At 55.6% G+C, this 26,122-nt stretch carries 24 protein-coding genes; 12 read left to right on the top strand and 12 right to left on the bottom strand.

Annotated features, from left to right (window positions below; all coding sequences use genetic code 11):
- Positions 1–2: 2 nt before the first annotated feature.
- A complete protein-coding gene (locus QMG40_RS00765) occupies positions 3–854 on the top strand; it encodes a TetR/AcrR family transcriptional regulator (RefSeq protein WP_283528550.1) in 852 nt (283 codons plus the stop codon).
- A complete protein-coding gene (locus QMG40_RS00760) occupies positions 851–2,926 on the top strand; it encodes an acyl-CoA dehydrogenase family protein (RefSeq protein WP_283526898.1) in 2,076 nt (691 codons plus the stop codon). The genes QMG40_RS00765 and QMG40_RS00760 overlap by 4 nt, the downstream gene beginning before the upstream one ends.
- A 108-nt stretch (positions 2,927–3,034) precedes the next feature.
- Here the strand turns inward: QMG40_RS00760 and QMG40_RS00755 are convergent, their stop codons facing one another.
- Complete coding sequence (locus tag QMG40_RS00755) at positions 3,035–3,556, bottom strand: hypothetical protein (protein ID WP_283526897.1); 522 nt, start codon at positions 3,554–3,556, stop codon at positions 3,035–3,037.
- A gap of 395 nt (positions 3,557–3,951) precedes the next feature.
- On the bottom strand, positions 3,952–4,431 hold the full coding sequence (locus tag QMG40_RS00750) for a DUF6318 family protein (RefSeq protein WP_283526895.1): 480 nt from the start codon (positions 4,429–4,431) through the stop codon (positions 3,952–3,954).
- Positions 4,432–4,969: 538 nt separating this feature from the next.
- Between QMG40_RS00750 and QMG40_RS00745 the strand changes: the two genes are divergently transcribed.
- On the top strand, positions 4,970–7,054 hold the full coding sequence (locus tag QMG40_RS00745) for an HNH endonuclease signature motif containing protein (RefSeq protein ID WP_283526893.1): 2,085 nt from the start codon (positions 4,970–4,972) through the stop codon (positions 7,052–7,054).
- A 56-nt stretch (positions 7,055–7,110) separates the two neighbouring features.
- Here QMG40_RS00745 and glgA read toward each other — a convergent pair whose 3' ends face one another.
- Positions 7,111–8,313 carry a glycogen synthase gene (gene glgA / locus QMG40_RS00740; protein WP_283526891.1) on the bottom strand — a complete coding sequence of 401 codons (1,203 nt, stop codon included), beginning with the start codon at positions 8,311–8,313 and terminating at the stop codon, positions 7,111–7,113.
- Between the two features lie 105 nt (positions 8,314–8,418).
- Between glgA and glgC the strand changes: the two genes are divergently transcribed.
- The 4 genes from glgC to pepN are packed head-to-tail and all read left to right on the top strand — an operon-like array spanning position 8,419 to position 15,090.
- The gene (gene glgC / locus QMG40_RS00735; protein WP_349361578.1) at positions 8,419–9,849 is read left to right on the top strand and encodes a glucose-1-phosphate adenylyltransferase; all 1,431 of its coding nucleotides are present in this window, start codon (positions 8,419–8,421) and stop codon (positions 9,847–9,849) included.
- On the top strand, positions 9,846–11,285 hold the full coding sequence (locus tag QMG40_RS00730) for an SDR family oxidoreductase (protein WP_283526889.1): 1,440 nt from the start codon (positions 9,846–9,848) through the stop codon (positions 11,283–11,285). The genes glgC and QMG40_RS00730 overlap by 4 nt, the downstream gene beginning before the upstream one ends.
- The gene (locus tag QMG40_RS00725) at positions 11,279–12,346 is read left to right on the top strand and encodes a YeiH family protein (RefSeq protein ID WP_283526887.1); all 1,068 of its coding nucleotides are present in this window, start codon (positions 11,279–11,281) and stop codon (positions 12,344–12,346) included. The genes QMG40_RS00730 and QMG40_RS00725 overlap by 7 nt, the downstream gene beginning before the upstream one ends.
- Positions 12,347–12,372: 26 nt before the next feature.
- A complete protein-coding gene (gene pepN, locus QMG40_RS00720) occupies positions 12,373–15,090 on the top strand; it encodes an aminopeptidase N (protein WP_283526885.1) in 2,718 nt (905 codons plus the stop codon).
- On the opposite strand, the gene QMG40_RS00715 is transcribed toward pepN, so the two are convergent.
- The 7 genes from QMG40_RS00715 to QMG40_RS00685 form a co-directional block, all read right to left on the bottom strand.
- Positions 15,087–16,169, bottom strand: a complete 1,083-nt coding sequence (locus QMG40_RS00715; protein WP_283526883.1) for a tellurite resistance/C4-dicarboxylate transporter family protein — start codon at positions 16,167–16,169, stop codon at positions 15,087–15,089. The two genes, pepN and QMG40_RS00715, sit on opposite strands and share 4 nt — an antisense overlap.
- On the bottom strand, positions 16,166–17,227 hold the full coding sequence (locus QMG40_RS00710; RefSeq protein WP_283526881.1) for a lipoate--protein ligase family protein: 1,062 nt from the start codon (positions 17,225–17,227) through the stop codon (positions 16,166–16,168). The genes QMG40_RS00715 and QMG40_RS00710 overlap by 4 nt, the downstream gene beginning before the upstream one ends.
- Positions 17,228–17,414: 187 nt before the next feature.
- Positions 17,415–17,669, bottom strand: a complete 255-nt coding sequence (locus QMG40_RS00705; RefSeq protein WP_283526879.1) for a type B 50S ribosomal protein L31 — start codon at positions 17,667–17,669, stop codon at positions 17,415–17,417.
- Positions 17,670–17,804: 135 nt separating this feature from the next.
- Positions 17,805–18,263, bottom strand: coding sequence for a peroxiredoxin (locus tag QMG40_RS00700; protein WP_283526877.1), 459 nt, complete (start codon positions 18,261–18,263; stop codon positions 17,805–17,807).
- On the bottom strand, positions 18,260–19,072 hold the full coding sequence (locus QMG40_RS00695; protein WP_283526875.1) for a TrmH family RNA methyltransferase: 813 nt from the start codon (positions 19,070–19,072) through the stop codon (positions 18,260–18,262). Before QMG40_RS00695 ends, QMG40_RS00700 begins: the two co-directional genes overlap by 4 nt.
- Positions 19,069–19,848, bottom strand: a complete 780-nt coding sequence (locus QMG40_RS00690) for a sulfite exporter TauE/SafE family protein (protein WP_283526873.1) — start codon at positions 19,846–19,848, stop codon at positions 19,069–19,071. Before QMG40_RS00690 ends, QMG40_RS00695 begins: the two co-directional genes overlap by 4 nt.
- A 113-nt stretch (positions 19,849–19,961) precedes the next feature.
- Positions 19,962–20,747 carry an ABC transporter ATP-binding protein gene (locus QMG40_RS00685; protein ID WP_283526871.1) on the bottom strand — a complete coding sequence of 262 codons (786 nt, stop codon included), beginning with the start codon at positions 20,745–20,747 and terminating at the stop codon, positions 19,962–19,964.
- A 127-nt stretch (positions 20,748–20,874) separates the two neighbouring features.
- On the opposite strand from QMG40_RS00685, the gene serB reads away from it, so the two are divergent.
- The gene (serB, locus tag QMG40_RS00680) at positions 20,875–21,804 is read left to right on the top strand and encodes a phosphoserine phosphatase SerB (protein WP_283526869.1); all 930 of its coding nucleotides are present in this window, start codon (positions 20,875–20,877) and stop codon (positions 21,802–21,804) included.
- A 203-nt stretch (positions 21,805–22,007) separates the two neighbouring features.
- Here the strand turns inward: serB and QMG40_RS00675 are convergent, their stop codons facing one another.
- Positions 22,008–22,748 carry an SDR family oxidoreductase gene (locus QMG40_RS00675; protein WP_283526867.1) on the bottom strand — a complete coding sequence of 247 codons (741 nt, stop codon included), beginning with the start codon at positions 22,746–22,748 and terminating at the stop codon, positions 22,008–22,010.
- 210 nt (positions 22,749–22,958) lie between these two features.
- On the bottom strand, positions 22,959–23,693 hold the full coding sequence (locus tag QMG40_RS00670) for a beta-ketoacyl-ACP reductase (protein WP_283526865.1): 735 nt from the start codon (positions 23,691–23,693) through the stop codon (positions 22,959–22,961).
- 220 nt (positions 23,694–23,913) lie between these two features.
- Between QMG40_RS00670 and QMG40_RS00665 the strand changes: the two genes are divergently transcribed.
- From QMG40_RS00665 to QMG40_RS00650, 4 genes are all read left to right on the top strand, one after another.
- Positions 23,914–24,390 carry a DUF3099 domain-containing protein gene (locus QMG40_RS00665; RefSeq protein ID WP_283526862.1) on the top strand — a complete coding sequence of 159 codons (477 nt, stop codon included), beginning with the start codon at positions 23,914–23,916 and terminating at the stop codon, positions 24,388–24,390.
- Positions 24,387–24,641, top strand: coding sequence for a hypothetical protein (locus QMG40_RS00660; protein WP_283526860.1), 255 nt, complete (start codon positions 24,387–24,389; stop codon positions 24,639–24,641). The genes QMG40_RS00665 and QMG40_RS00660 overlap by 4 nt, the downstream gene beginning before the upstream one ends.
- A gap of 3 nt (positions 24,642–24,644) precedes the next feature.
- On the top strand, positions 24,645–25,538 hold the full coding sequence (locus tag QMG40_RS00655; RefSeq protein WP_283526858.1) for an SURF1 family cytochrome oxidase biogenesis protein: 894 nt from the start codon (positions 24,645–24,647) through the stop codon (positions 25,536–25,538).
- 63 nt (positions 25,539–25,601) lie between these two features.
- Positions 25,602–26,114: a YbaK/EbsC family protein gene (locus QMG40_RS00650; protein WP_283526855.1), complete on the top strand. Its 513-nt coding sequence runs from the start codon at positions 25,602–25,604 to the stop codon at positions 26,112–26,114.
- The last annotated feature ends 8 nt before the right edge of the window (positions 26,115–26,122 follow it).

Below are 26,122 nucleotides of genomic sequence, written 5' to 3'. Positions count from 1 at the left end.
ACATGTTGCAGCAAGATCCGGCTACGCCGTCATCTTCCCGAGGGCCCGAGCGGAGCAGCTCCGCACCTGTATCTGCCTCAAGTGAAACTGGAAATAAACGACGTGAGGGGCAAGCAGACACCGCCACGGCTATTGATGGACGCTCGGCGAGATGGGAATCGCACCGTGAGGAACGCCGTCGTGACTTGATCAAAGCGACCCGGCGGGCTATTCACCGTTTGGGACCGGACGCCTCCATGGAAGACATTGCCACTAACGCAGGAACGTCAAAATCGGTTTTTTATCGCTATTTTGGTGACAAGTCCAGACTTAGAAGAGCTGTCGGAACTGTGGTTATTAGGCAAATGCAGGACACCATCTCTGCAGCACGGCAGGGGGCAACTGCGCCAAGGGAAGGCGTGACAGCCATGATCGCCGCCTACTTGAATATGGCGGCAACCTCACCGAACGTTTATTTTTTCGCCACAATCCAAGCCGATGGTGATCCCAACCAGTCGGGTGAATTGAGCGGATTTTTCGACTCCGTAACAGCAATGATCACGGAGCCGCTGCGTCACCTCATGGATGACCCCGACTCGCCATTGCTGGGTTATTGGCCCACAGCCGCTATCGGTCTAATCCGCACTACTGGTGAATTGTGGCTTCAAACTGCAGTTGACCCGAGTAAACCAGATTCACACGCCATGGCTGAGCAGATATCAACGTGGCTTTTCGACGGCGTGGGGCAGTTGGTCTCCCCCACGTCAGCTCCTGCAATAGAAGCAGCTTCAGAGTCCGAACCAGAATCAGCAGCGTCAGTAACAGCAGCGTCAGTAACAACAGCGTCAGTAACAACAGCAGAAGGAAAATCATGAGCAATATAGTGACACCACTTTCTCCCGCCGCCAGCAACCTAGATGCGAGTGTTGACGTTGCCGCGCTTGGCGAAGTCCTCCTTGGCCGATGGGCAGAGGTCAGGTTGGCTGCCCGCGAGCTGGCCGGAAAGCCGGAACTGCATAAAGTTGAAGGAATGACCCACACCGAACACCGGAAACTGGTGTTTGAGCAGATGGGCATTCTGGTGCAGCAGAACGGGGTGCACCGTGCATTTCCCACTCGTTTGGGCGGCAGTGACGACCACGGCGGCAACGTAGCCGGCTTTGAAGAACTCGTCATTGCAGATCCATCCCTTCAGATCAAAGGCGGTGTGCAGTGGGGACTGTTCGGCTCGGCCGTGTTGCACTTGGGGAACGAAGAGCACCAAAATAAATGGCTCCCCGGGATTATGAATCTTCAAATCCCCGGGTGTTTTGCAATGACAGAGATTGGCCACGGCTCCGATGTGGCGTCAATTGCCACCACCGCTACCTACGATGAGGCCTCCGAAGAGTTCGTCATCAACACCCCGTTCCGAGCCGCCTGGAAAGAGTACATTGGCAACGCAGCCGTGGATGGGCTGGCAGCCGTGGTATTCGCTCAACTCATCACCAAGGGCGTGAACCATGGAGTGCATGCACTCTATGTTGAATTGCGAGATCCTGCATCCAAAGAATTCCTCCCCGGGGTACAGGGCCGTGATGACAACATCAAGGGTGGACTCAACGGCATTGATAACGGGCAGCTGGCGTTTAATCACGTTCGGGTCCCCCGCACAAATCTGCTGAACCGATACGGTGATGTAGCTGTCGATGGAACGTACAGTTCACCGATCTCCAGCCCCGGACGTCGATTCTTCACTATGCTTGGCACCCTCGTGCAGGGGCGCGTCTCCTTGAACGGGGCCGCAGTTGCGGCGTCGAAGGTGGCCTTGAAGATTGCTATCCAATACGCCACTGAGCGCCGCCAATTCAACGCCGCCTCAGATACCGAGGAAGTCGTTTTGCTGGACTACCAACGTCACCAGCGCAGGTTGCTTCCGTTGTTGGCTACCACTTATGCAGCCGCCTTCGCCCACGAAGAACTACTGGTGAAGTTCGACGACGTGTTCTCCGGCGCCCACGACACCGACGACGATCGTCAGGATCTGGAAACGCTCGCAGCAGCGTTCAAGTCCCTCACTACTTGGCATGCACTGGATACGTTGCAGGAATGCCGGGAGGCTTGTGGTGGTGCTGGCTTCATGGTGGAGAACCGTTTCACTTCGCTGCGTGCCGACCTTGATGTGTACGCAACTTTCGAAGGTGACAATACTGTCCTGCTCCAGCTAGTAGCCAAGCGTCTACTTGCCGACTATTCCAAGGATTTCCGCAACCTTGATTTTGGTGTCTTGGCACGGTTCGTGGCAGGACATGCCGCCGACCTCACACTGAACAAGACGGGGCTGCGGCAGGTAGGCCAGTTCGTTGCTGACAGTGGCTCAGCGCAGAAGTCTGCAAGAGCTCTGAAGGATGAAGACACTCAACGGCAGTTGCTTGCGGATCGCGTCCAGAGCATGGTTGCCGATATTGCTGGGGCTTTAAAAGAGGCCGCGAAGCTTCCTAAGGCGAAGGGTGCAGCGGTATTCAACGAGAATCAGAATGCCCTGATCGAGGCAGCACGTGCCCATGCCGAGCTTCTGCAGTGGGAGGCGTTCACTACTGCACTGGGCCGTGTTGACGACGCCGGAACCAAGCGGGTCCTGACACGTCTGCGTGATCTATTCGGATTGGGTCTGATCGAGAAACATCTCGACTGGTACCTGATGAACGGGCGTATTTCCATGCAACGTGCACGCACTTTGGCACCATACATCAACCGTATTTTGGCCAAGCTCCGACCTCACGCATTGGATCTGGTAGATGCCTTTGGTTACGGCCCCGAGCATCTGAGAGCAACGATTGCCACGGGCATTGAGCGTGAGCGCCAAGATGAGGCACATGACTACTTCCGCACGCTACGTGCCAGCTCTGATGCACCCATGGATGAGAAGGTGCTCATACAGAGGGCTAAAGCTTCTGCCAAGAAGTAGTTTTTGACGGCAGTACTGCTATTTACCCGACTGCGGGAAATACGACGGCGGTTCCCAAACAAGCTGTTTTGGGAGCCGCCGTCAGTCATTCGCCGGCTTACTGCTTTACTAGCAGCCGATCCCTTGTGGATTTTGGAAGCAATTGTCAGCATAAAGGTTGGTCTCAGCACGCCAGACTATTAGGCCTAACGGAGACGAAAGAATGTTGCCTTGACCCGGGATGGGTAAGACGGGGCCATCGTTAACTGTGTAACTGCCATCGAAATGCGTCGTGAGACCTATGCTAATTTTCCCCGACTCAGTGTAGACATGACTGGTCTGGGTCTGTTCACCGATCCGATCGACGTGCAGCGGCGCACCATGCACAGGTGTAGGACCCCAAACTTCGCCGTCGCCGTAGTCCCATGTGTAGGCAACGGGCGTGGCTGTGATGGTGACCTGCTGGCCGAGAAGTGTGATGGCAAAGGTCTGCGTTGACGCTTCGGCATACACGTTGGTCTCCTTGCCTCGGAGCGTGTGGGGCCCTGGCTGACTGCCAATAGTTGCCCCGGCCACAGGAGTGCGCTGAAACTCATGCGCGATTTGGGCAGCGATTTCCGCGAGGATATCCCGGGGCTTTTCACCGTACACACACTCTGGCCCTGAGTAGTAGTGCCATATAGCTGGACTCATATTCTTTTCGGCGAAGTACCAGTAGATCGCTGTACCCGGTTTTCCCTCAGGATTGCCACTTCCTGTAGAACACGAGGACATGACTGTGGCGCATGCAGGAAAGATACTACTGTCGCCGTCTGCGCAAGCAAGCCTGGCTTCATATGTATACGGGTCCTGGGATCCGACTCCAGGAGATTCGCCGAAAAGATTGTCAGTTCCTGGGATTGAATTCCAAACGTCTGTGTCCACACCGGTGTCATCCCAACTTAGTTCAGAGTCGTGAGAATCAGACGCAAATGCGTAAGAAGGCGTGCCGAGTAAACCGACGGTCAGGATCAAAAGGGTCTGCCACGAGCGTCGCATCGACATGCTCATGAGCCCTTGCTCCCACCAAGGTGTTCCACAGTTAGCGCTATCCACTGTCCCTCTTGATAAAGCCCAACAAGAATATCTCCTTGGGCCCTTGTTACGCCGCGATCGATTGACAGCGATTTGTCCGCGTTGAAGTATTGCACACGCTCTTGACGCGCCAGAGTCGTCGCCTGGTAATTGTCCTTAGGTGTCAGCACAAAGGAAGTGTGCGGCGGATCGATAATTATCTTTCCACCTACAATCCATTTACCCCCTGCATGACCAGCCACAACAGTCTGGCTCATTGCCGCGCAGGTCTTACAGTCCGGTCCGCTCACGGCCATCATGGGGTCCGGATCTCCCGTTTCAAAAGCGTAACCTAGCGTGCTGTACCAGTATTCAGCGAATGCGATGAGCCCGTCTTTGCTGAATTCTTTGGCCTTATCAGGTAGGACGGGGATTGGAACGTTTTGGGCTGGCCCGTCAGCAGTTGCTGGCATATAGGCAGCTTCGACGGTCGGCGGCGGGGCAGCCTTACTGGTCGTAACTCCAGCGCTGGCTTTCCCCGAATTTTCTGTCTCCGTTGGTGCAGGGATGTTGGGTGTAGATGAGCACCCACTAAGAGCTAGCAGCGTAGAAAAGATGATGGCCACGGCACGAGTCGTTAGTCGTCGATGGATACACCAAAATGCCGGATTACCATTCTTATTGTTTGTCGTTTCACTGTGGCGCGCACTCATCGTTGCCCCTACTGGTGGTGCTGAGTGGGCAGTATGTCTCAACGTCGGGACTTCCTGCTCTTGGCTTGCTACCAAAGTACACTCGATGCGGCAGACGTGCCAGAACTTATCCACAGTCTGCGCGAATGTCAGCTTTGAAGTGTTGGCAATACTTCAGCTTCCCCATTTTCTAACTTTTCTTTTCCGAAGTTCGAAGTGCGAGATTCATCCTTTCCTCCACAGGGCTACCAGGCACGTGCTTGTCCACACATCGCGGATTCCCCCTCACAGTGACCGTGCTTTCCTCTAGAATATAGATATGGGAACAACAGCAAGGACTACGATCGATTCGTTGTCCAATTCGGGTCTGAAGCAGGTTGGCGAGCATGTGCACCAACTCCTCGCACTTGCCGGAGCGTTGGTACGTGCCACCACTAATGCCACTACTAGCGAGCCTGAGAGCGCTTCAACTTCAGACCTGTCTTCTCCAGGGTCTACGGAGCCAGCTGCCGCAGAACCGTTCGGTCTGGAACTCAGTCAACTCACTGATAAGGAGTGTGTTAAGTGGGCGCAAGACTTGGAAAAGCTACTTCATTTTGGGCAGGCACTAGTCGTCCAGACCACGGCCGAACTCTCCCAGCGAGTTGACGCCGGCAGATACGCCACCACAGGCGTTCGGGGAGCTGTGGACATGTTGATGCAAACTTTGACGATCAGTGCGTTTGAAGCCCGCCGTCGAATCCGATTGGCTGAGGTCCTCCTACCAGTTATGGATACTGTGACCGCTAAGATCGCACCGACTGAACAACCAAAGCTTGGCGAAGCGTTTTTCAGAGGAGATGTCTCTCAAGAACAGGCGCTATTGATCTCAAAGTATGTCGAAGAAGCCAGCCGACTCGCAGAGAATGGACGTATCAGTCAAGAAAAGTGCGACAACGTTCAGGAGGACTTGGTTCAAACAGCTAAGAATGAGGGCCCGGACTTCCTACGACAGGTAGGCAACCACATGATGAGCCTGTTGGATCCGGACGGCCAGAAACCCAGCCACGCGGATTTAGTGGCTAAACAAGGTATCTACTTCCGTAAGCCTCGGCGTGGACTTATAGCGATTGGTGGTCACCTGACAATCGCGCAGTATGAACAGATCATGGTGATTTTGGATCGCTTTGCCAACCCGAATAAGCACTCTGATATCAACGCCACCGTTCCAGTAGGGCCGCTGAACCCAGTGCAGTTGGACCCAGTGCAGTTGAACCCAGGGCCGCTGGAGCAACTACGGCAATCTGTTCCACCTAGTCCGTCTCGATCCCAAACTTCTCATGATGCAGAGCCGGGAAGTTTCGAAAGTGACACCTTAGGCTCTGATCACGTCAGGGGCGCCTGCCATAAACCCTTTATTCCTGAGTCGGCGACCCCAACAAGCCAAGAGGCCGCGAATTTCACTCGTCTCAAGTTAGCGTGTCAGGTCGGCAAAAATACTGGCGCTCCTGTGGGTACTGACTTTGACGCTCACGCTGGCGGAGATGACGCGGAAGCTGGCGGTGGTGACGCGGAAGCTGACAGACACGAGACTGGCTGTGGCGACCCACCCTGCCAAGATGCTTATTCGGAATCCCCTGATGCATCACAGTGGCGCATGGATGCCGATGATAGTGGTCGGTTGGGTTCGGCAGCAGAGAACTTTGTCCAAAACCATACAGAGGACTCTGTCCAAAACCATTGGGTGGTTAATGGGGTTCGAATACCCTTCCCAGATTCAGGTGAAGAGCTGGAGGGAGGCGACCCAATCGATCCAGAGAGTACTGACCCTGCCGTCAAGGACGATAGAACTCGAGCACAGAAACTTCTTGACGGACTACTGGATTGTTTGAAACTAGCCGCCCGCACGGACAAACTGCCTCTGAACGGTGGGCTGAAGGCACAGTTGATTATTTCCACCCGGCAGGAAGACCTTGACCGACATGACGGAACCGGGACGGCATTCACGCAGTACAGCGGTCCTGTGCCACTGGCGTTATTCGACCAGTCGTTATGTGACCCAGAAATAATCCGTTTGGGCCGGGGAGAGGGTCAAGAGGTTCTCAATGTCGGACGGAATCAGCGCCTATTTACAGCCGCACAGCGCAAAATCCTGTTTGCGCGTGATCTCGGGTGTTGCTTCCCCGATTGCACCATCCCGGCACCTTGGGCGGAAGCGCACCACATCATTCCTTGGCACGATGGAGGCGAAACCAACATTGACAATGCGGCGCTCCTTTGCGGTTATCACCATACCCTTGTCCACCAAAGTGACTGGACTATGAAACTGCTTAACGGCATCCCGCTCTTCACAGCCCCTTACCTGCTCGACCCCATGGGAACGCAGCGCCGCAACCGCTATCACCACGGCATTGAAAGTAGATAAGAACACCACAGGAACAAGAATAGGAACCTGTAGGTAAATCCCTGCCGGTGCGATGATCAGTCTTGCGGAAGCACGCTCTTATAAACTTCCAATGTTTGCTCCACGATCGATTCCCACGAGAAATGTTCCGTTGCGCGCTGGCGACCTCTTTGACCCATTTCTCGTGCACGGTTGGGGTCATTCACCACTTCAATCATGGCTGCGGCAAAGTCGGCGACAAACTTATCCGGATCCAGCGGTGTCCCCGTCCCATCCCCTACCTGCGCCAACGGAACAAGCAGCCCGCTCTCACCATGGGCTACAACCTCAGGGATGCCCCCGGTTGCGCTAGCAACAACTGCGGCGCCGCAAGCCATGGCCTCCAGATTAACAATGCCAAGTGGCTCATAAATTGAAGGGCAGGCAAATACGGTTGCATGACTTAAGACCTGGATTAGTTCAGCGCGAGGCAGCATGCGTTCAATGACAATCACGCCATCGCGCTGTGCCCTCAAACCTGCAATGAGCTCATTCACCTCAGCGCCTAGTGCCGGAGTGTCTGCAGCCCCTGCACAGAGCACCAGCTGAACTTCTGGCGGCAGTGCAGCAGCGGCCTTTAGTAAGTACGGCAATCCCTTTTGGCGCGTAACTCTACCTACCCAAACAACGCTGGGACGTTCGGGATCAATTCCAAGGCCACGAACAAGGTCATCCTTCTCATCACGCTGCCACGCTGCAACGTCGATGCCATTGTGAATGACCCTTACTTTTGCAGGATCCACATCGGGATAACTGCGCAAGATGTCTTGGCGCATGCCATCGGATACGGCAATAATCGCTGCAGCACCCTCGTACGCCGTCTTCTCAACCCACGACGAAATGGCATAGCCGCCACCAAGCTGCTCAGCTTTCCATGGCCGCAGGGGTTCCAAGCTATGGGCGCTGAGTACGTGCGGAATCCCGTGCATCAAGGCAGAAATATGACCAGCCATATTGGCATACCAAGTGTGAGAGTGCACAAGATCGGACCCGTCAATCGCGCCAACGATTTGCAAGTCCACACCAAGTGTTTGGACGGCTGGGTTCGCATCGGCGAGTTCAGGGAGGTTGCCATAGGATGCAACTACTGCCCCATGGAAGTCCGGCTCTCGCAGATGACCAAAAGCATGAATATGCAAATCAACTTTTGCAGCGAGGACCCGGCTGAGCTCAGCAACATGTACACCGGCACCTCCATAGATCTCCGGCGGAAATTCCTTTGTCACAATGTCTATACGCACACTCTCAAGGTAGTCTGTCGGGACACTTTTGTTCTAGTGTGAAGTTGTTGTGACCCTTAACTGGCACAGCGGAGTGCACAATATCGAGCTCTCGGAGGTTGGATCATGTCAGTCAAGAAAGTTCTGGCGATCGTACTAGCAGGCGGTGAGGGTAAACGTCTGATGCCCTTGACAGCAGACCGTGCTAAACCAGCCGTACCCTTTGCGGGTTTTCGATTGGTTGATTTTGCTTTATCAAATCTTGCGAATTCAGGTTATTTCAAGATAGTGGTGTTGACGCAATATAAGTCACACAGTTTGGATCGACACGTCTCTGAAACGTGGCGTATGTCTACGCAGTTGGGCAACTATGTTGCCTCAGTACCGGCGCAACAAAGGCGTGGCAAGAGCTGGTTTCTAGGCAGCGCCAACGCCATTTACCAGTCAATGAACCTCATTGGCGACGCTGAACCCGACATCGTTGTTGTGGTGGGCGCCGATCATGTGTACCGCATGGACTTTGAACAAATGGTTGAAAGCCACATCAATTCAGGTGCCCGGGCCACTGTTGCTGCCGTACGTCAACCCCTGGATATGGCCGATCAATTTGGTGTCATCGAGGTTGATGGCGGTGAAGTTCCTGGCGCCATTGGTGCGCATAAGATTTCGGCGTTTGTGGAGAAACCGGAGTCAACTCCCGGACTTGAGGACGCACCCGATCAGTTCCTGGCTTCCATGGGAAACTACGTTTTTGACACGGACGCGCTTGTCGAAGCATTGGAGCACGACGCCGTCAAAGAAAATACGAAGAACGACATGGGCGGGGACATTATTCCGTACTTCGTAGAACGTGGCGAAGCCTTCGTTTATGACTTCTCCACTAACGACATCCCTGATGCCACGGACAGAGACCGCAACTACTGGCGGGACGTCGGCACCATTGACTCCTACTATGACGCACATATGGACCTGATCTCCCCGTTGCCAATCTTCAACTTGTACAACAGGGCCTGGCCCATCTTCACGCGCAACACGACATCGCCGCCAGCCAAGTTCGTTCGGGGCGCTCATAATTCTGTGGGCACTGCATTAGATTCCATCGTGGCTCCTGGCGTTGTAGTATCCGGCGGAGTGGTTGAGAATTCGGTACTCTCCAACGACGTTTACGTTGCCACGGGCGCCCGTGTCCAAGATTCAGTCCTCATGGACAAAGTCTCTATTGGGGCTGGTGCCGTAGTGCGCCGTGCGATCATTGACAAAAACGTCAAGATTCCTGCTGGAGCGGCTATTGGTCTGGACCATGACCTTGATAGATCCCGCGGATTCGCGGTCACTGAATCGGGGATCACAGTTCTGAGTAAAGGCCAACTTGTCCCGAATCCCGATGCGACGGAGCTCGCGTTATCACGGACTGCGGCTGCGGAACTACCCGAAGCTCTGGTCTTGGCCGTAGGGCTTGATCAGGTGGCACAGGAGACCATGGATCTGGTGGTGGAGAACCAGATATCCGCAATTGGGTCTGCGACATCCGGTGAAGAGGCTAAAATCATTGGGTGACTGCACCTGACTTGAGCCCCGAAGAGATCCAAAATTGTTTGAAAGTTTTGGAGAATATCCATGTCTATGACGAAGAACATCCGGACTATGTACTGGTTCGCCGGGCCACAGGAAAGATGTTCAAGGCAGTCAAACGATACCGCCGCACCGTGAAACGTGATGCTGTCAATGATGCAGACAAGGCAGTTATTGCTAAAACTGCCACGGCAGCACCTGACCGCATAGACGATGAAACTCGGGGCAATAAGCTCAGGCCCTCCACTACAGGAGATACGGCGGGGACACTAAAACGTCCCCGCCCGTGCTACATCTGTAAGCAGCACTACACACAGGTGGACGCGTTCTACCATCAGCTGTGCCCCGATTGTGCTGCATTCAATCATTCCAAACGTGACGCACGTACGGACCTTCGCGGCAAGAGGGCTCTTTTGACAGGCGGCCGTGCCAAAATTGGCATGTACATTGCCCTGCGGCTTCTACGCGATGGCGCCCACACCACGATCACCACACGCTTCCCCAAGGATGCAGCACGTCGTTTTGCGGCCATGGAAGACAGTGGCGAATGGCTCCACCGGCTTCGGATCGTAGGAATTGACCTGCGGGACCCCACTCAGGTGGTGGCTTTGGCGGACTCACTGAACGAGGCAGGCCCCCTAGAAATCATCATCAACAATGCTGCTCAGACAGTACGCCGTTCAGGAAACGCCTACGCTCCCCTAGTCGATGCCGAACTTGAAGACCTCCCGACGGACGCGCCCATGCCAGAACTGGTCACGTTCGGTCACGCACACGACAAACACCCCTTGGCACTGGCCACCCAGATGATGGAACAACCTAAACTTGGTGGCGATGAAATTGCGGCACTAGCACTCTCGATGGGGGCGGCGTCCTTGGAACGTATTGAGGCAGGCACAGCTATTGATGCTGGCGGACTGGTACCGGATAAGGCTGAGATCAACAGCTGGACTCAAGTGATTGACCAAGTTGACCCGCTGGAAATGCTAGAAGTTCAACTCTGTAATGTCACAGCGCCGTTTCTTCTGGTTTCCAGGCTGCGTCCGGCCATGAAAGCCTCCACCGCCCACCGAAAATATATTGTGAATGTTTCGGCGATGGAGGGACAATTCTCCCGCGCCTACAAAGGACCTGGTCACCCCCACACAAACATGGCAAAGGCTGCATTGAACATGCTCACCCGGACTAGTTCCAAGGAGATGCTAGAAGCCGACGGAATCCTCATGACAGCTGTTGATACAGGCTGGATCACCGACGAGAGGCCCCACTACACAAAGGTGCGCCTGGCTGAGGAAGGCTTCCACGCTCCTTTGGACTTGGTTGACGGGGCTGCTCGTGTTTACGACCCCATTGTGATGGGCGAGTCTGGTGAAGACCAATATGGTGTCTTCCTCAAGGATTACAAGGTCAGCCCATGGTAAATCCGGAAGGTAAAAGGAGCGGTTCAAGAGAGCAGATCCTTGTTATTGCACCAGGGCTGGCTGTGGCACTGGCAGCGGTTGCCGTATCTCTGCTGCTGCACAGCCTGGTGCCGATGCTCCCTGCCATGACCATCGCCGTCGTGCTTGGGATTGCCGCCGTGAACCTGCCCGGGACCTCGACGCTGTGCCAAGGACCGTGGCGTGCCGGATTAAACTTCGCGGGCAAGCATTTCATGCGCGCTGGCATTGTCTTCCTAGGCCTCAAGCTCAGTCTCGGAGACATCATGGACCTAGGCTGGCTGAGTGTGGGCCTGGTCGTAGCAGTTGTGTTGCTCAGCTTTGCCGGCACATTGGTCCTGGGGAAGCTGTTCAAGCTAGAAGGCGACACTCCCCTTCTAATTGCAACTGGGTTCTCCATTTGCGGGGCTTCGGCCATCGGAGCCATGGCCGCCGTCAAGGGAACAAAACATGAAGATACTGTGCTGCCAGTGGCATTAGTGACCCTATGCGGCACCCTGGCGATAGGTATTTTGCCACTTCTGATGAATCCGCTAGGACTTTCACCACTGGAATTTGGTCAGTGGGTTGGTGCCGGAGTTCACGATGTGGGTCAGGTAGTGGCCACCGCCCAAACGGCTGGAGCTGTTGCGCTGAGCGCGGCGGTGGTGGTGAAGCTGACTCGCGTTGTGCTGTTGGCACCCATCGTGGGTGTGGCCGGGGCGATCGAGCGCAAACGCCAAGCACGTGCTCTTGAACTCCAACGCGCTGGAAACATGGAGACTGTCACGAGCACCCGTTTTCCTCCGGTCATTCCAATGTTCGTGGTTGGCTTTCTAGTGATGGCAGCTCTGCGCACCACCGGGTGGCTACCTGAATCGGGTATTGAAGCCGGTGCCCTTGCCCAGGACATCGCCTTGGGGGCTGCTCTCTTTGGCCTTGGCTCCAGCGTACGGGTACGTGATCTGCTGAATACAGGAGCCCGTGCAACCGTCATGGCCTTGTGTTCCTGGCTGCTGATTGGCACCCTGGCGTTTGGGGCTGTGCACCTGATGAACATCTGACTTAGAGTCCGTGATTGAATGAAATAGTGTCCAATCATAATCTTCTGCGCAATGAAGCTGCAGACCGCAAATCACTTCTCACCGTCCACTCCTATGATGTGGACCTCGACTTAGGTTTGGCCGGTGACCTGAGTGTCGCCGGGTTCCCAAGCCGCAGCACAATACTGTTCGCTGCCGATCTATCAGCCGGCGACTCTGCCGATGCTGCCAACACCGCTGAAACATTCCTTGACTTCATCGGTTTGAGCGTTGAATCGGTAGTCCTTAACGGTGCGAACCTGAATCTGGCTGACATCGTTGTTGGCTCACGCATTCGTTTGCCGTCGCTCCAGGCTGAGAATGAAGTTGTTGTGTGTGCTACTGCCGCGTATTCGCGCAGTGGCGAAGGCCTGCACCGGTTCGTGGACCCTGCAGATGGCAGGACATACACGTACACACAGTACGAGCCAGCTGATGCGCGGCGTGTTTTTGCAAACTTTGAACAACCAGATTTGAAGGCCCCGTTTACTTTCCATGTGACTGCTCCGGCGGGTTGGGAGGTAGCATCCAACCAATCGGTAAGCCGATATGTGGGCCCGGATGGTGAGAGTGCTCCTGTAGCGGAGAGTAACTTGCTTAATCAGGGACAGGATGCGCCAGTGCTAACGGCACGCTGGGATTTTGCCGCCACCCTTCCCATCTCCACGTACATCACCACGGTGTTGGCGGGGCCGTATTTCAAAGTGGAGGAGCACTTTTCGATGGTCTTTGGTGCAGAAAGTGCACACCAAGGACAGCGGCTGGACATCCCACTTGCCGCATATTGCAGGGCATCCCTCGCGCCGCACTTTGACGCGGCGGAGATTTTCAAGGTCACTAAAGCTGGCTTGTCATACTTCAACGAACTCTTTGACCACCCATACCCGTTCGGTAAATACGATCAGGCGTTTGTGCCTGAGTACAACTTGGGCGCCATGGAAAATCCGGGCCTTGTGACGTTCACGGAAGCGTACGTGCATGAGTCCCGAGCCACCGATACGGCTTACCAACAACGTGCCAACACGATCATGCACGAGATGGCGCATATGTGGTTTGGCGATCTTGTCACGATGACGTGGTGGGCTGACCTGTGGTTGAAGGAATCCTTTGCTGATTACATGGGTCACTTGGCTGTTGCCGAGGCGACACCGTGGGGCGCCAAGTCCTGGACCATGTTTGCCAGCCGTCGTAAGGCGTGGGCCTATGTACAAGACCAGCTCCCCACAACCCACCCCATCGTTGCTGATATCACCGACCTTGAAGCCGCCAAGGCTAACTTTGACGGGATCACGTACGCCAAGGGCGCCTCAGTGCTCAAGCAGCTTGTTGCGTACGTGGGCCATGAGGCCTTCATCGCCGGTTCAAGAGAATATTTCGCTGCCCACGCGTATTCAAACACCACTTTGGCGGACCTCTTGGATCCGCTGAGTACAGCTTCCGGGAGAGATTTGGGGACGTGGGCCAGCCAGTGGCTGCAGACCTCCGGTATGTCCACGCTCACCCCCGTCATTGACACAAACAATGGCAAGGTGACTTCCGTTGGGATCCGACAAGAAGCTATTGATCCGATCACTGGTGCCCAAGCGCTGCGTCCTCACCGGTTGGCGGTTGGCTGCTTTGATTACGACGGCGGATCTCTTGTCCGCACACACTCGGTCACCTTGGATGTGGTTGGCGAGGTGACGGAGGTGCCAGAGTTTATTGGCGTGGCAACACCGGCACTGCTACTGGTCAATGACGAGGATCATAGCTATGCCAAGGTCATGCTCGACGCCGGATCCCTTGCCACCGCGCTTCGTTCAGTTGGAAAAATGATAGACCCGCTAGCTCGCAGCCTTGTGTGGTCTGCACTGTGGAATGAGACACGGGACGGGCTTCTTCCTGCGTCGGTTTACCTTCGCGCAGTGGTGGATCACGCCGGGGGTGAAAACGATGTTAGCCTGCTGCAAACCTTGGCGGACAACGCTGTTTACGCACTGCATTATTACTGTGCCCCAGCTGAGCGCGCGCTGGCTATGGACATGCTGCTCGCTGGCATTGGGCGGCACCTGAACCAGGCGCAGCCAGCAAGCGACGAGCAGTTGGTGTGGGCGCGCACCCTCGCGATTGTGGGTCGCTGCAGTGACGCGGTGGTGCAGATTAGCCGGGACTTGCTGGCAGGAACACACGTGCCGGCCGGACTGGCTGTTGATGGTGGCCTGCGTTGGCTGTTGTGGCAGCAGTTGGCTTCCCGGGGAGCAGCCACCCAAGCCGAACTGGATGAAGAACTGGCGGCAAACACTACCGCCGAACACAGGGCGAGTCATTGTGCCGCTACAGCCGCACTGCCTGAGCTGGCCCTGAAACAACGTCGCTGGAGTGAAGCCGTCGATGAAAATACGCTCAGCAATGAACTCCTCAGCGCTACTATCGCCGGATTCTCGATGGCAGGGCTAATCGCTGGTGAGAGAGAGTTAATTGAATCGTTCGTGGAACCCTATTTTGTGCAGATTGAACGTATCTGGTCTGAGCGCAGTCTGGAAATGGCTGGGCGGGTAGTCCGGGGATTGTTCCCGCTGCAGCAAGATCTTGTCTCTGGGACTTCTCCTGCTGATCACCCGGTGATGGTTCGAACCGATGCCTGGTTGGCAGACCACCCCCATGCATCCACCGGGCTGCGACGCATGGTGCGCGAACAGCGTGACCAGCTACTACGGGCCCTCAACGCCCAAGCGGTTAGCGCCTAGATAATCTGTGCGCCTTTGTCCGGTGCGTGTTTAAGCACCCATCGGGCAAAGGCAAGCAGCATGCCAGCCACAACTATTAGCCATGCTGCGACCGCCACCCACGTGGCAACGTCGCCTACGAAGGTCACAAGCTGCATTTGGTTTTCAGTGCCAAAACGGAATGTTGCTACGGCGAACATTCCTAACGGAAACACAATTGACCACAATGCGGTGCTGTATCGCAAGGGTTGACGCCGCACTATATGGTGCCAGAAGCCGAAAGCCACGAGAAGCGGAACCCACCACAGGCCAAAGGCCCACAGCAGGTAGCTCAGGCCGCCCACAGTTGGACCGGCCAAATGCACAACCGGGATATCCGCCGGCAGATGCAGGATCATTGAACCGGCCAGGACGGTGATGGCGGTGGCCCCCATAAAGATCCAGTTGGTGGGCACTATGCCACCAAGATTTTCACCACCTGTAAGGAGTCGGAGTACAACCATGGTGGTGAGCGTCAGGTACAGCATGATCCCTACGCCCCAGAATGCTACAGCAGCATCGCTGAGAAGCCGCACAGTACTTCCGCCAGTTGCTAGGGAGGCTGCGGCCATGGAGATCGACTGCGTGGAGACAACCCAGAGAAACCAGGTGCCGTCCACAGGGAGCAGCCGGGGACGTAAGCTCTCTCCCATTTCTGTTCGCAGCATCATTGACAGGGGGACTCCGTACGCCAAGAACAGCCAGAGCACAATGCTTATTGCGGCCAGAATCCATGTGGCTTGTGGTGCGACGGGATGAAATCCAATGCCAACAACGTTAATGGCTGCTACCACTGTCAGGTAACCGAAGCCTTTGTGTGGATTGCGAAAGTCAGCCGCGGCATCAGCATTGTGGGTAACAAGGCGACCAATGAGTCCAATAAAGAGCAGCAGCAAAGCAACAGCCGCTATCCATAACAAGATCGTGGCTGCAACGCTCCAGCCAGCGTCGAGAAGTGAGGCAGAAACAATTCCGGTAGCCATGACGAAGGCAAAGGAAGCAGGTGGCTGATTGGGCCACCAAGACAGCGCTCGTGGTGAATCTTGGGAAGGAGCGCTCATGGAATTCTGTGCAGCCACTCCGTAGTGCCAAATTTGCGCTCCACACGGTGTGCCGCCTCGGCAAGTTCGGTATCAGTGAGGAATGCTGCACGGGCACCATAACGATCAATGAATGTCTCTGACATGCGCTCAAGAATGTCTTGGCGGCTTAGCCCACTCTGGCGGCGCAAAGGATCTACACGCTTCTTGGCGGATCGGGTGCCCTTATCTGAGAGCTTCTCTTTCCCGATGCGCAGGACCTGAACCATTTTTTCCGCATCAATGTCATAGCTCATTGTCACGTGATGGAGCATTGCTCCGTTGCTGAGTCGCTTCTGGGCTGCGCCGCCAATTTTACCGGCGCTGGTGGCAATGTCGTTCAGCGGCACATAGAAAGCCTCGATGCCCATCGACTCAAGAGCAGCTAATACCCAGGCATCAAGAAATTTGTAGGAGTCCTCAAAAGTGAGTCCATCAACGAGAGTCTGGGGAAGGTACAACGAATAGGTGATGCAGTTACCTGCTTCCATGAACATGGCACCGCCACCACTGATCCTGCGGACAACGTGAATACCATGCTTCTCCACCCCGATGGGGTCGAGTTCATTGCGGACGGACTGGAAGCTGCCGATAACAACCGAGGGTTCTTCCCAGTCCCAAAAACGGAGGGTTGGGTTTCGTCTACCCGCTCCCACTTCCTCGGTGAGGATCTCATCCAAGGCGACATTGATGGCTGTTGGCAGGACAGTTGGCGCAATAATGTCCCACTCATGGTCAATCCAGCTTGTTGCCTTGGTCAGTGCTCTGCGCACTGCTATGGACACGGCCTGCGCTGAAAATCCAAACAGCACCGCGTCCGCAGGGAGGGCAGCCGTGATGGCGCTGGCGAATTCAATAGCGGGCAGTTCAATAGCTAAACCGTTCAGGGCAGCATTGATGTCATCCAGCGCCTCATCTGGCTCAAGGAAAAAATCACCACTGACCTGGACCTCATCAAGGAGACCATGCTTGACCGTGCAGTCAACCACGACCAATTTGCCGCCATGCACCTTATATTCACCATGAAGTTGCGTTGCCATGCCTCCATCTTCCCCGCTGTCAGCTCTTCTGTGCAAAATTCTTCTGTGCAAAATTGACTCGCTTTAGGTCTTTCGGTCTTTCGGCAGGGCACCAGAGATGACTTCTTGGTGCTGTGATGACATGAAAACAGGGCCCGCACCGTATAGTGCGAACCCTGTCTAAAACAAAAACTGTTGGAAAGAAGTACTACTTCTTGCCGAAGCCTGCGAAGCGGGCGTTGAAGCGCTCCACGCGGCCGGCGCTGTCCATGATGCGCTGCTTGCCCGTGTAGAACGGGTGTGACTCTGAAGAGATTTCCACGTCGATAACGGGGTAGGTGTTGCCATCTTCCCACTCGATGGTCTTCTTGGACGTCGCCGTGGAGCGCGTCAGGAACTTGGTATCTGAAGCCAAGTCATTGAAAACGATGGCTTCATACTTCGGGTGGGTGTTCTGCTTCACTGTAAACCTCAGAGTGTTATCGTCTGGTTTTTGCCAGACTGATGAATGGTATGGGCACTAGGCCCAGCTAGAAACTTTACCGCTTAGAGCCGAATTCACCAAGCTGGAGTCTGCAGCAGCATCCGGGTTGCTGTGTTAGCCCATTGTGGCGAGAGCAGCCAGTGCCTGATCGGCATGTAAATTCATATTTGTTTCACTGGAGACTGCGAAACGCAGAATTCTGTTTGTATCAACAATGAAGGTGGCTCTTTTGGTGGGTAGGGATTTCGCTAATAGGCGACGCCGCACTCCGAACAAGTCGGCTACCTCGCCTTTTGTGTCGCTCAGCAGTGGGTAGCTGAGGTTGTTTTTCGTGGCAAAGTTCAGCTGTTTGGTTTCAGAGTCCGTGCTGATGCCCACAATGGAGGCGCCCGCCTCCGCGAACTCGGCCTGCAAATCCCGGAAATGGCAGGCTTCCTTGGTGCATCCTCCGCTGCCAGCCAACGGGTAAAAGAAAATAACTAAAGGACCATCGGCGCTTAGTTCGGAAAGAGTCCTGACCATTCCATGTTGATCCGCCAAAGAAAAATCGGGTAATTTCTCATCTAAGTTCATGTTTCTACACTACCCGCGGTGGCGAAAAAGGCTACAGCACACGCTGCTGCCACATTGAGCGAATCAACGCCGGCGCACATGGGGATCATCACGGTGTGATCGGCTCGTGCCAGTGTCTGGGCACTGAGCCCGTCCCCCTCAGTGCCCACCACCAATGCCAGCTTTTGCTCATTGCGGGCAGCAAGTTCGTGAATGGTGAGCGAGTCCTTCACGAGGGCAAGTGCAGCCGTGGTAAATCCTGCTTCATGGAGCATGGCCAAACCTGCCGGCCATTCCGGCAGCCGTGCCCATGGGACTTGAAATACTGCACCCATACTGACCCGGATACTGCGCCGGTAAAGAGGATCCCCACAGCGGGGGCTAATGAGAACTGCATCTATTCCCAATGCGGCAGCAGATCGGAAAATCGCACCAATATTAGTGTGATCCGTAACGTCTTCCAGCACGGCAATCCGCCGGGACCCGGCCAAGAGAGCCGGGACGTTGCGCGCATCTGGACGGTGCATGGCAGCCATAGCGCCGCGGTGAAGGTTGAAGCCGGTAATTTCCGTCAGAATTGCGCTGGACCCTACGAAGGCGGGAACGTCGTGGTACTTTTCTAAAACATCAGCCATCTCCGGTAACCATTTTTCTGCCAGGAAGAAGGATCTGGGCCGGTGACCCGCCTCCAAGGCCCGGCGCAGGACTTTGGGGCTTTCGGCGATATACAGGCCTTCTGCGGGCTCTTTGGTCTTGCGTAATTGGACGTCGGTGAGGGAAACGTAATCACTGACGCGAGGATCGCCGGCATCCTGCAGGACGATGATCATGCAATCACCAATTTTTGTATCATGAAGAACAAAGCAACCAATCCGAGGACGACAATAACCGTGCGCAACACCACGGGCGGCAATCTGCGACCAATCTTTGCGCCAACAAAACCACCAATGAGCGAGCTGACTGCGATCAAACCAACCACGATCCAGATGATCTTCTCGGGGGCGAACAGCAAGTAGGAAATAGCCGCAATGACGTTCACGCTCAGTGAGAGCACGTTCTTGACGGCGTTGGCGTTTTGCAAAGTTCCACTCATAAAGATGCCAAGGATCGCTACCAACAGCACTCCCTGAGCCGCAACAAAATAGCCGCCATAGACTCCCGCCAGAAACACCAAGGCCACCATTAGCGCATCATGAGAGCGGACGGATGTGGCATTGCCGCGACGGGCCTTCACGGCAGCCTGCAGCCGGGGCTGAAAAATTACCAATGCCAGTGCAAAGACAATCAGCACGGGGGCAACAACGTGGAAAACTTCTTCAGGTAGATGCAGCAGGAGGTACGCCCCTGTTATCCCGCCCAGTACCGACGCAGGCATCAGACGGACAAGATTGGGGCCCATCCCTCGCAGCTCGAGACGATAGCCCCACGTGCCGGAAACTCCGCCAGCAATTAAACCCATTGCATTGCTGACCACTGCCATGACGGGAGCGATCCCCAAGGCGATCAAGATGGGGAAGGTAACAAGAGTCCCCGAGCCAACCACTGTGTTGATGGTGCCGGCCCACAGACCGCCTAGCAGGATGAAAAATGACTCAAGCGCGTTCACAGCTCTGGCGGGATCCTATGCGGTTTCGGTGGCCTACTAAAAAACTTATCGCGAAATACTAGTCTGGTGTTCTTACTGGTGTTCTTGCTGGTGTCCGGGTAGAACGATGACGGTTAGTGCCGTGCTGTCGCCGTGTACCTTCCGGCGTTACTTGCGACATTCAGCGGCAGGCCGAACGTAGCGCTGAGTTTCTCTTCCGTCAAGACATCGGCGATGGGCCCTTGGGCAACCACGGCACCGTCGCGCAGCAACAGTGCATGCGTGAAACCTGGTGGAATCTCTTCAAGGTGGTGTGTGACAAGGACGGTGCTGGGGGCCATTGGGTCAGCTGCCAGTTCGCTGAGGCGCTTGACCAGGCCTTCACGTCCGGCTAAATCAAGACCGGCTCCGGGCTCATCGAGCAAAAGAAGCTCCGGATCACTCATGAGTGCGCGGGCAATCTGCACCCGCTTGCGTTCGCCGTCGCTCAATGAACCAAAGGTGCGGTTGAAGAACGTTGAAACACCCCACTCCTCGAGCAGACCAAACGCACGGCGTTCATCATTACGATCGTAAGCTTCGCGCCAGCGACCTGTGACGCCGTAAGAAGCCGTCACAACTACATTGAGCACCTTCTCATGCTCCGGAATCTGGTTTGCGAGACTGGCAGAGGCCAAACCAATACGAGGGCGCAACTCGAAGACGTCAACGGCCCCCAAAACCTCATCTAGAATCCCGGCAACCCCACGCGTGGGGTGCATGCGGGCACCAGCAATTTGCAACAATGTGCTCTTGCCAGCACCGTTGGGTCCAAGAACCACCCAACGTTCGCCTTCTATGACACGCCAGTCGACGTTGTCCAACAATGTTTTAGTGCCGCGGACAACGCTGACACCGGCCAAACCTAAGACTTCACTCATAATCAATGAGCTTATGACACGAGAGGTGGACTGCGCTAACCAGCACGCCGTTCGCTAAGAAGAAGTAGGAGAGGGACCTTGGATGGGATTCGTGGAGGCACAGTCGGGTGCGGGTAGAATTCTTAGCATGCCCTCCACTTTCACAGCAGTTAGCTATGGCCAAACGCTCTCCCCCGCAGCCATGGAGAAAACCAGGACAGTATTGACCGAGCATGGTTACACCATCGCCTCGGAACGACGCGAGAACCATCCTGAATTTGAAGTGATTGTGCTGGAACTGGGATCCCTCACTCCTTCGGGAACAACTCACGCCCAAGCTGCTGCACGACTGACTCGCTTGCGTCGGGCCCTCACTGAGGCCGGTGCCGGAGAAATAAACACTGCCGTTGTTCCCGACTCGCTTCGCTGGGCAAAACGTAAATTCATCATTATGGATGTTGACTCCACACTGATCCAGCAGGAAGTGATTGAACTTTTGGCAGCCCATGCTGGATCGGAGGCCGAAGCCGAGGTCACAAAGGTCACCGAGGCGGCCATGCGCGGAGAGTTGGATTTTGCTCAAAGTCTGCATCATCGGGTGGCCACCCTAGCGGGACTTCCGGAGAGCGTACTGGCGGAGGTTGGCGCGGCGATCCAGCTTTCAGCCGGGGCCGAACGGCTCGTATCCCAGGCAAAGGAAGCAGGACACGTTGTTGCCGCTGTTTCAGGGGGCTTTTCACAGATCCTCACCCCGCTGGCCGAGAAATTGGGCTTAGATTTCGCGATGGCAAACGACCTCGAAATCATTGATGGGCACCTAAGCGGCAAAGTGGTGGGGGCGGTAGTTGATAGAGCCACTAAGGCCGTGCAGTTGCAGAACTGGAGCCAGGAAGTTGGCATCGGTGCTGAAGCCACCATGGCCATTGGTGACGGTGCCAATGACCTCGACATGATGGCTGCTGCCGCACTGGGAGTGGCATTCAACGCAAAACCGGCAGTTCGCGAAGCCGCCGACGCTCAGATCAACCTGCCAAATCTTGATATTGCCCTGGCCCTAGCTAACATCTGGACGCCGTAGCAGCCGCCCAGTAGGCCCGCTGAACTGCTGGTCTCGGGCTGAACTGCTGGTCTTGGGCGAATAAGCCGATTGTAAAAGGATGCGCACTAGGTACAAACACGATCGAGCCCGCTCCGGTCCGCACATACGGATTGGAACGGGCTCGATCAATGTGTGTTTACGCCAAGGTGCAGCCGCCAGGGTGCAGCAGCGGTCTACCTGGCCTATTTGAAGGTGCTGGCTCCGCCCACGTATTCGGTGTGACCATTGGGAACGTCTGCGGTTGCCATGTTGGCAATTTCAGCAGCAAATTCGGATACGGAGTAGAGGCGGCCGGCTTCGGCGCGGCGAGCCTCAATGGCGCCTGGATTTGCACGGTCAAGGAGCGTTGCGGTGACTGTTCCCTCGATCATGTCAGCTGAGACCACCACCAAGGAGATGTGCTCCGCTTCCAGATTCGGGATCAAGGCGCGCAAGGCATCCTCACCGGCACGTTTGCTCTTAGCTACAGGCTCGTACTCCGGCATGGTGGGCACAGTTTCAATAAAGTGCGCCTGGTGGCTTGTGACAAACACCACGCGCGAGCCAGCGGGCAGCAGCGGCATGGCCGCATTGAGTAGGTTGACCTGTGCGTCACGGTTCAACAGCAGCGCGTAGTTCTCGGCCATGCCGCTTTCCATGCCGCCAGAGGCGTTCAGAACCAAGAGATCCAGTGAACCGAAGTTCTCCAGGGCAGCACTGACAAGGCTCTGGACACCCTCCTGAGTTGTGAGGTCGGCACCAACAGCAACTGCGCGGCCGCCGGCCTCAATGATCTGCGCCACAACCTTGTTGGCGCGCGGGGCCTTCTGGCGGTAGTTAACCACTACCGCGGCACCCTCAGCGGCGAGGTACTTCGCTACATCGGCGCCAACTCCACGTGAGGATCCGGTGACAATAGCGGTCTTTCCGTCAAGCTTTCCCATAAAACATCCTTAATTTGAACTGATCAATCTGTGCCGGGCGGTTGGGGTTGCCTTGGGCTTTATATCGAATCTTATCCGTGCTCAAGCAGCCGCCACGTCATAGCTGCCACCGCAGGCCTAGTCAAAACGCCTAGGAAGCGCTTGAAAGCCCCACCAGGCACTGGATGAGGGATCGCTAGCACAAGTCGGGCTGCCCGAGTCATCTGCGTGTTAGTGGCCCATTCCCAAACCGCCGTCAACAGGAATGACGGCGCCAGAGATATAGGCAGCTTCATCGCTTGCCACCCAGCGAACAACGTTGGCAACCTCCTGCGCGGAGGCGAAACGAGCCGCCGGAATGGTGGACAGGTACTGCTTCTGTGTTTCTTCTGGCAACGCCGCTGTCATGTCGGTGCTGATGAATCCCGGAGCCACAACATTGGCTGTAATCCCGCGGGAACCCAGCTCGCGGGTCAGCGAGCGGGCTATACCAACCAGTCCTGCCTTTGACGCGGCGTAGTTGATCTGCCCGGGTGAACCATAGAGACCCACAACGGAAGAGATCAGCACCACACGCCCCTTCCGTAGGCGGATCATTCCCCTGGAGGCGCGTTTGATAACCCGGAAGGCGCCTGTCAAGTTCGTGTCAACCACTGAGGTGAAGTCATCCTCGCTCATGCGCAACAACAAGGTGTCCTTGGTGATGCCGGCATTGGCAATCAAAACCTCTACGGGGCCGTGCGCCACCTCGACCTCAGTAAAAGCTGCGTCAACGGAGGCTGTGTCCGTGACGTCAGCCTTGACACCGAGTATTCCGTCGGGCAGCTCTGAAACGCTTCTGTAGGTCACTGCAACTTTGTCGCCGTTGGCTAGGAAGGCTTGAGCAATGGCAAGTCCTATGCCACGGTTCCCGCCGGTGACCAAAACACTACGAGCCTGGCGTTCGTCGCCTGCCGGTGTACTCATGTATTCCTCCAAAGAAAACAAACATCAAAATGACGGATTGGAGCAGCAAATTGCTTTGGTTATCGAGAAGACTCCTGGACAATCCCCCAAGGTACCCGACGACTACTCTTGAAAGTTAGCTGCAGTTAATGAATCCTACGGTGAAAGGGCTGCGCCCACACACTTGGCTTTTGGTTGTGCCCCCTCTCGGTGAGAGAATAAGGGTGTCCCTGGGAGTGTGATGAAAGACCAATCAGCCATGCCGAAGCCCGGTACGGAACGGCGCAGCAAGTACCGTCACGGTGCGCCCGTTTCTAGCGTCCAAGCCATTACCAATGCGGCCATTGCGCATAGCGAAGACATGCACAGCCGTATGGTGAAATACGCTGTCACGATGGGCATTCGGATGGTCTGCCTTGCGGCAATCTTTGTTTTCGACGGATGGTTCAAGCTCATACCCGTCATCGGGGCCGTGGTTCTGCCGTGGGTTGCTGTGGTGATCGCTAATGGTGGGGCAGACATTGTTCACCAAGAGAGAGTTGAACTGCTTGATAATGCCCCAACCTATGGCATCGAGGGTGGGCAGAACAGTACTGAGGATGACGTAAGTGGTGTTTCCGATGTACTCGCCGGTGAGATTGTCCCGGATGAGATGGATAGCCCAAACATGAAAGACCCAAACATGGATGGCCCAGAAGCAGGAGAGCAAGCATCATGAACATCTTCGATATGTTGCCCGAGGATGGAAAGCCGGTGACGGAGCAACCCCAGACTCCCATCTGCTCACGGAGAGGCTGTCGTGAGAATGCCACTACCGCGCTGCTCTGGAACAATCCTAAGATTCACACAGCTGAGCGGCGCAAGATCTGGTTGGCTTGCTCCGATCACGCAGCGTGGTTGGAAGACTACCTGCAAAGCCGTTCCTTATGGAAGGAAACTCAGCCCTTGAGCCCTAAGGATTCTGTCTAGTTCATGAAGACTTATAAATTTCTGTTCTCCAGCAGGTGGATGGGCTATTTTGCCATGGCACTTGTGTTTGCCATCGCCTGCGTGGCCTTGGGAAACTGGCAAATCAACCGCCGCAATGCCGTGGTTGAGAACATCAGTAAAATTCAGGAGAACTACGCTGGCACGATTTATGACTATGCGGACGTAGCTTCTGATTTTGACGCTCTTGATCCTGCAAAAGAATGGACCCAGGTTCGTTTGAAAGGCACCTATCAGGTGGCGGATGAACGCATTGTGCGTAATCGCCCTCTCAACGGCGCTGCTGGTTATGAAGTGCTTGTCCCGTTGACGTTGGAAAACGGTGACACGGTCATTATCGACCGTGGGTGGCTGCCTATTGGCAACAAGGAAGCAGGGCATCCAGATGCCATCCCGCAGCCGGAGCCCGGTGTTGTCAGCGTCGTTGCAAGACTGAAGCCGCCTGAGCCCAAGCTTGACCGTGGAGCACCCCCGGGTCAGCTGGCCACCATTGAGCTCAATGACTACGCCGCGGAACTGAGCTACCCCATCAAAAACGGTGCTTACGGACAATTGGCCAGTGAAGCACCAGCGGCCGCCATCCGCCCCGTAGCGTTCCCCTCCCCTTCTATCGATGAAGGCTCACATCTCAGTTACGCACTACAGTGGATCGCTTTTGGGATCCTGGCATTCGTCGGATTTGGCTATGCTGCCAGAACACAACGCCGCAATGATGACTTTGACGCACAAGAGGCACAGGCGTCAGGCGTCCCGGTGGAAGAGGTCTACGGCAGAGGATCGGCATTCCATCCCCGCCAGCATCCCAAGCGTCGCCGTCCGGGAGCCAAACCCACCGCCGAGGAAGCAGAGGATGCACTTTTGGATGCGCAGGGTTTTTAGTCAGACTCACCAGCCCGGCAAACTTGCTCGGCCGCTGTGTTTTTTCTCATCTAATCTAAAGGGATGAAAGAGTCGAACACTTCACTGCCCTGTCCTTCTGAAGATGCTGGTGAAGACCCGGTTGTTGAAAATGTACGGGCAGCTTTGCTTAGTGCAGGGCTGGCGGACACAGTGGTAGTTGTGCCGGAATCGGTTGCCACGGCTGCCACCGCAGCTGCTGTGCTTGGTTGCACGGTTGGTGCCATTGCGAACAGCCTGATTTTCGAATGCGACGGTGCTCCCCTGCTGATCCTTGCCAGCGGGGCGGCAAAAGTAGACGTGAAACTCGTTGCCCGGGTACACGGCCTAGGAAAAATCAAGCGAGCGAGTCCGGAATTTGTTCTCCAGCACGCCGGGCAGCCGGTGGGAGGTGTCGCTCCACTGGGGCACCCCCGCCCCATTTACACATTTCTTGACTGCGATCTGGCCCAGTTTCCAGTGCTGTGGGCGGGCGCTGGCAGTCATCAAGCGATGCTCTCCATGAGTTATGGCCAACTCTTGGCCACCACTGGTGCAAAAGAAACTGCCGTCCGCTAAAGATAGCG

Source organism: Arthrobacter antibioticus (assembly GCF_030063205.1).
In the GTDB taxonomy this organism is placed as follows: Bacteria; Actinomycetota; Actinomycetes; order Actinomycetales; family Micrococcaceae; genus Specibacter.
The sequence above is the reverse complement of the archived record's forward strand: the minus strand, read 5'-3'. Positions and strand labels throughout refer to the sequence as shown.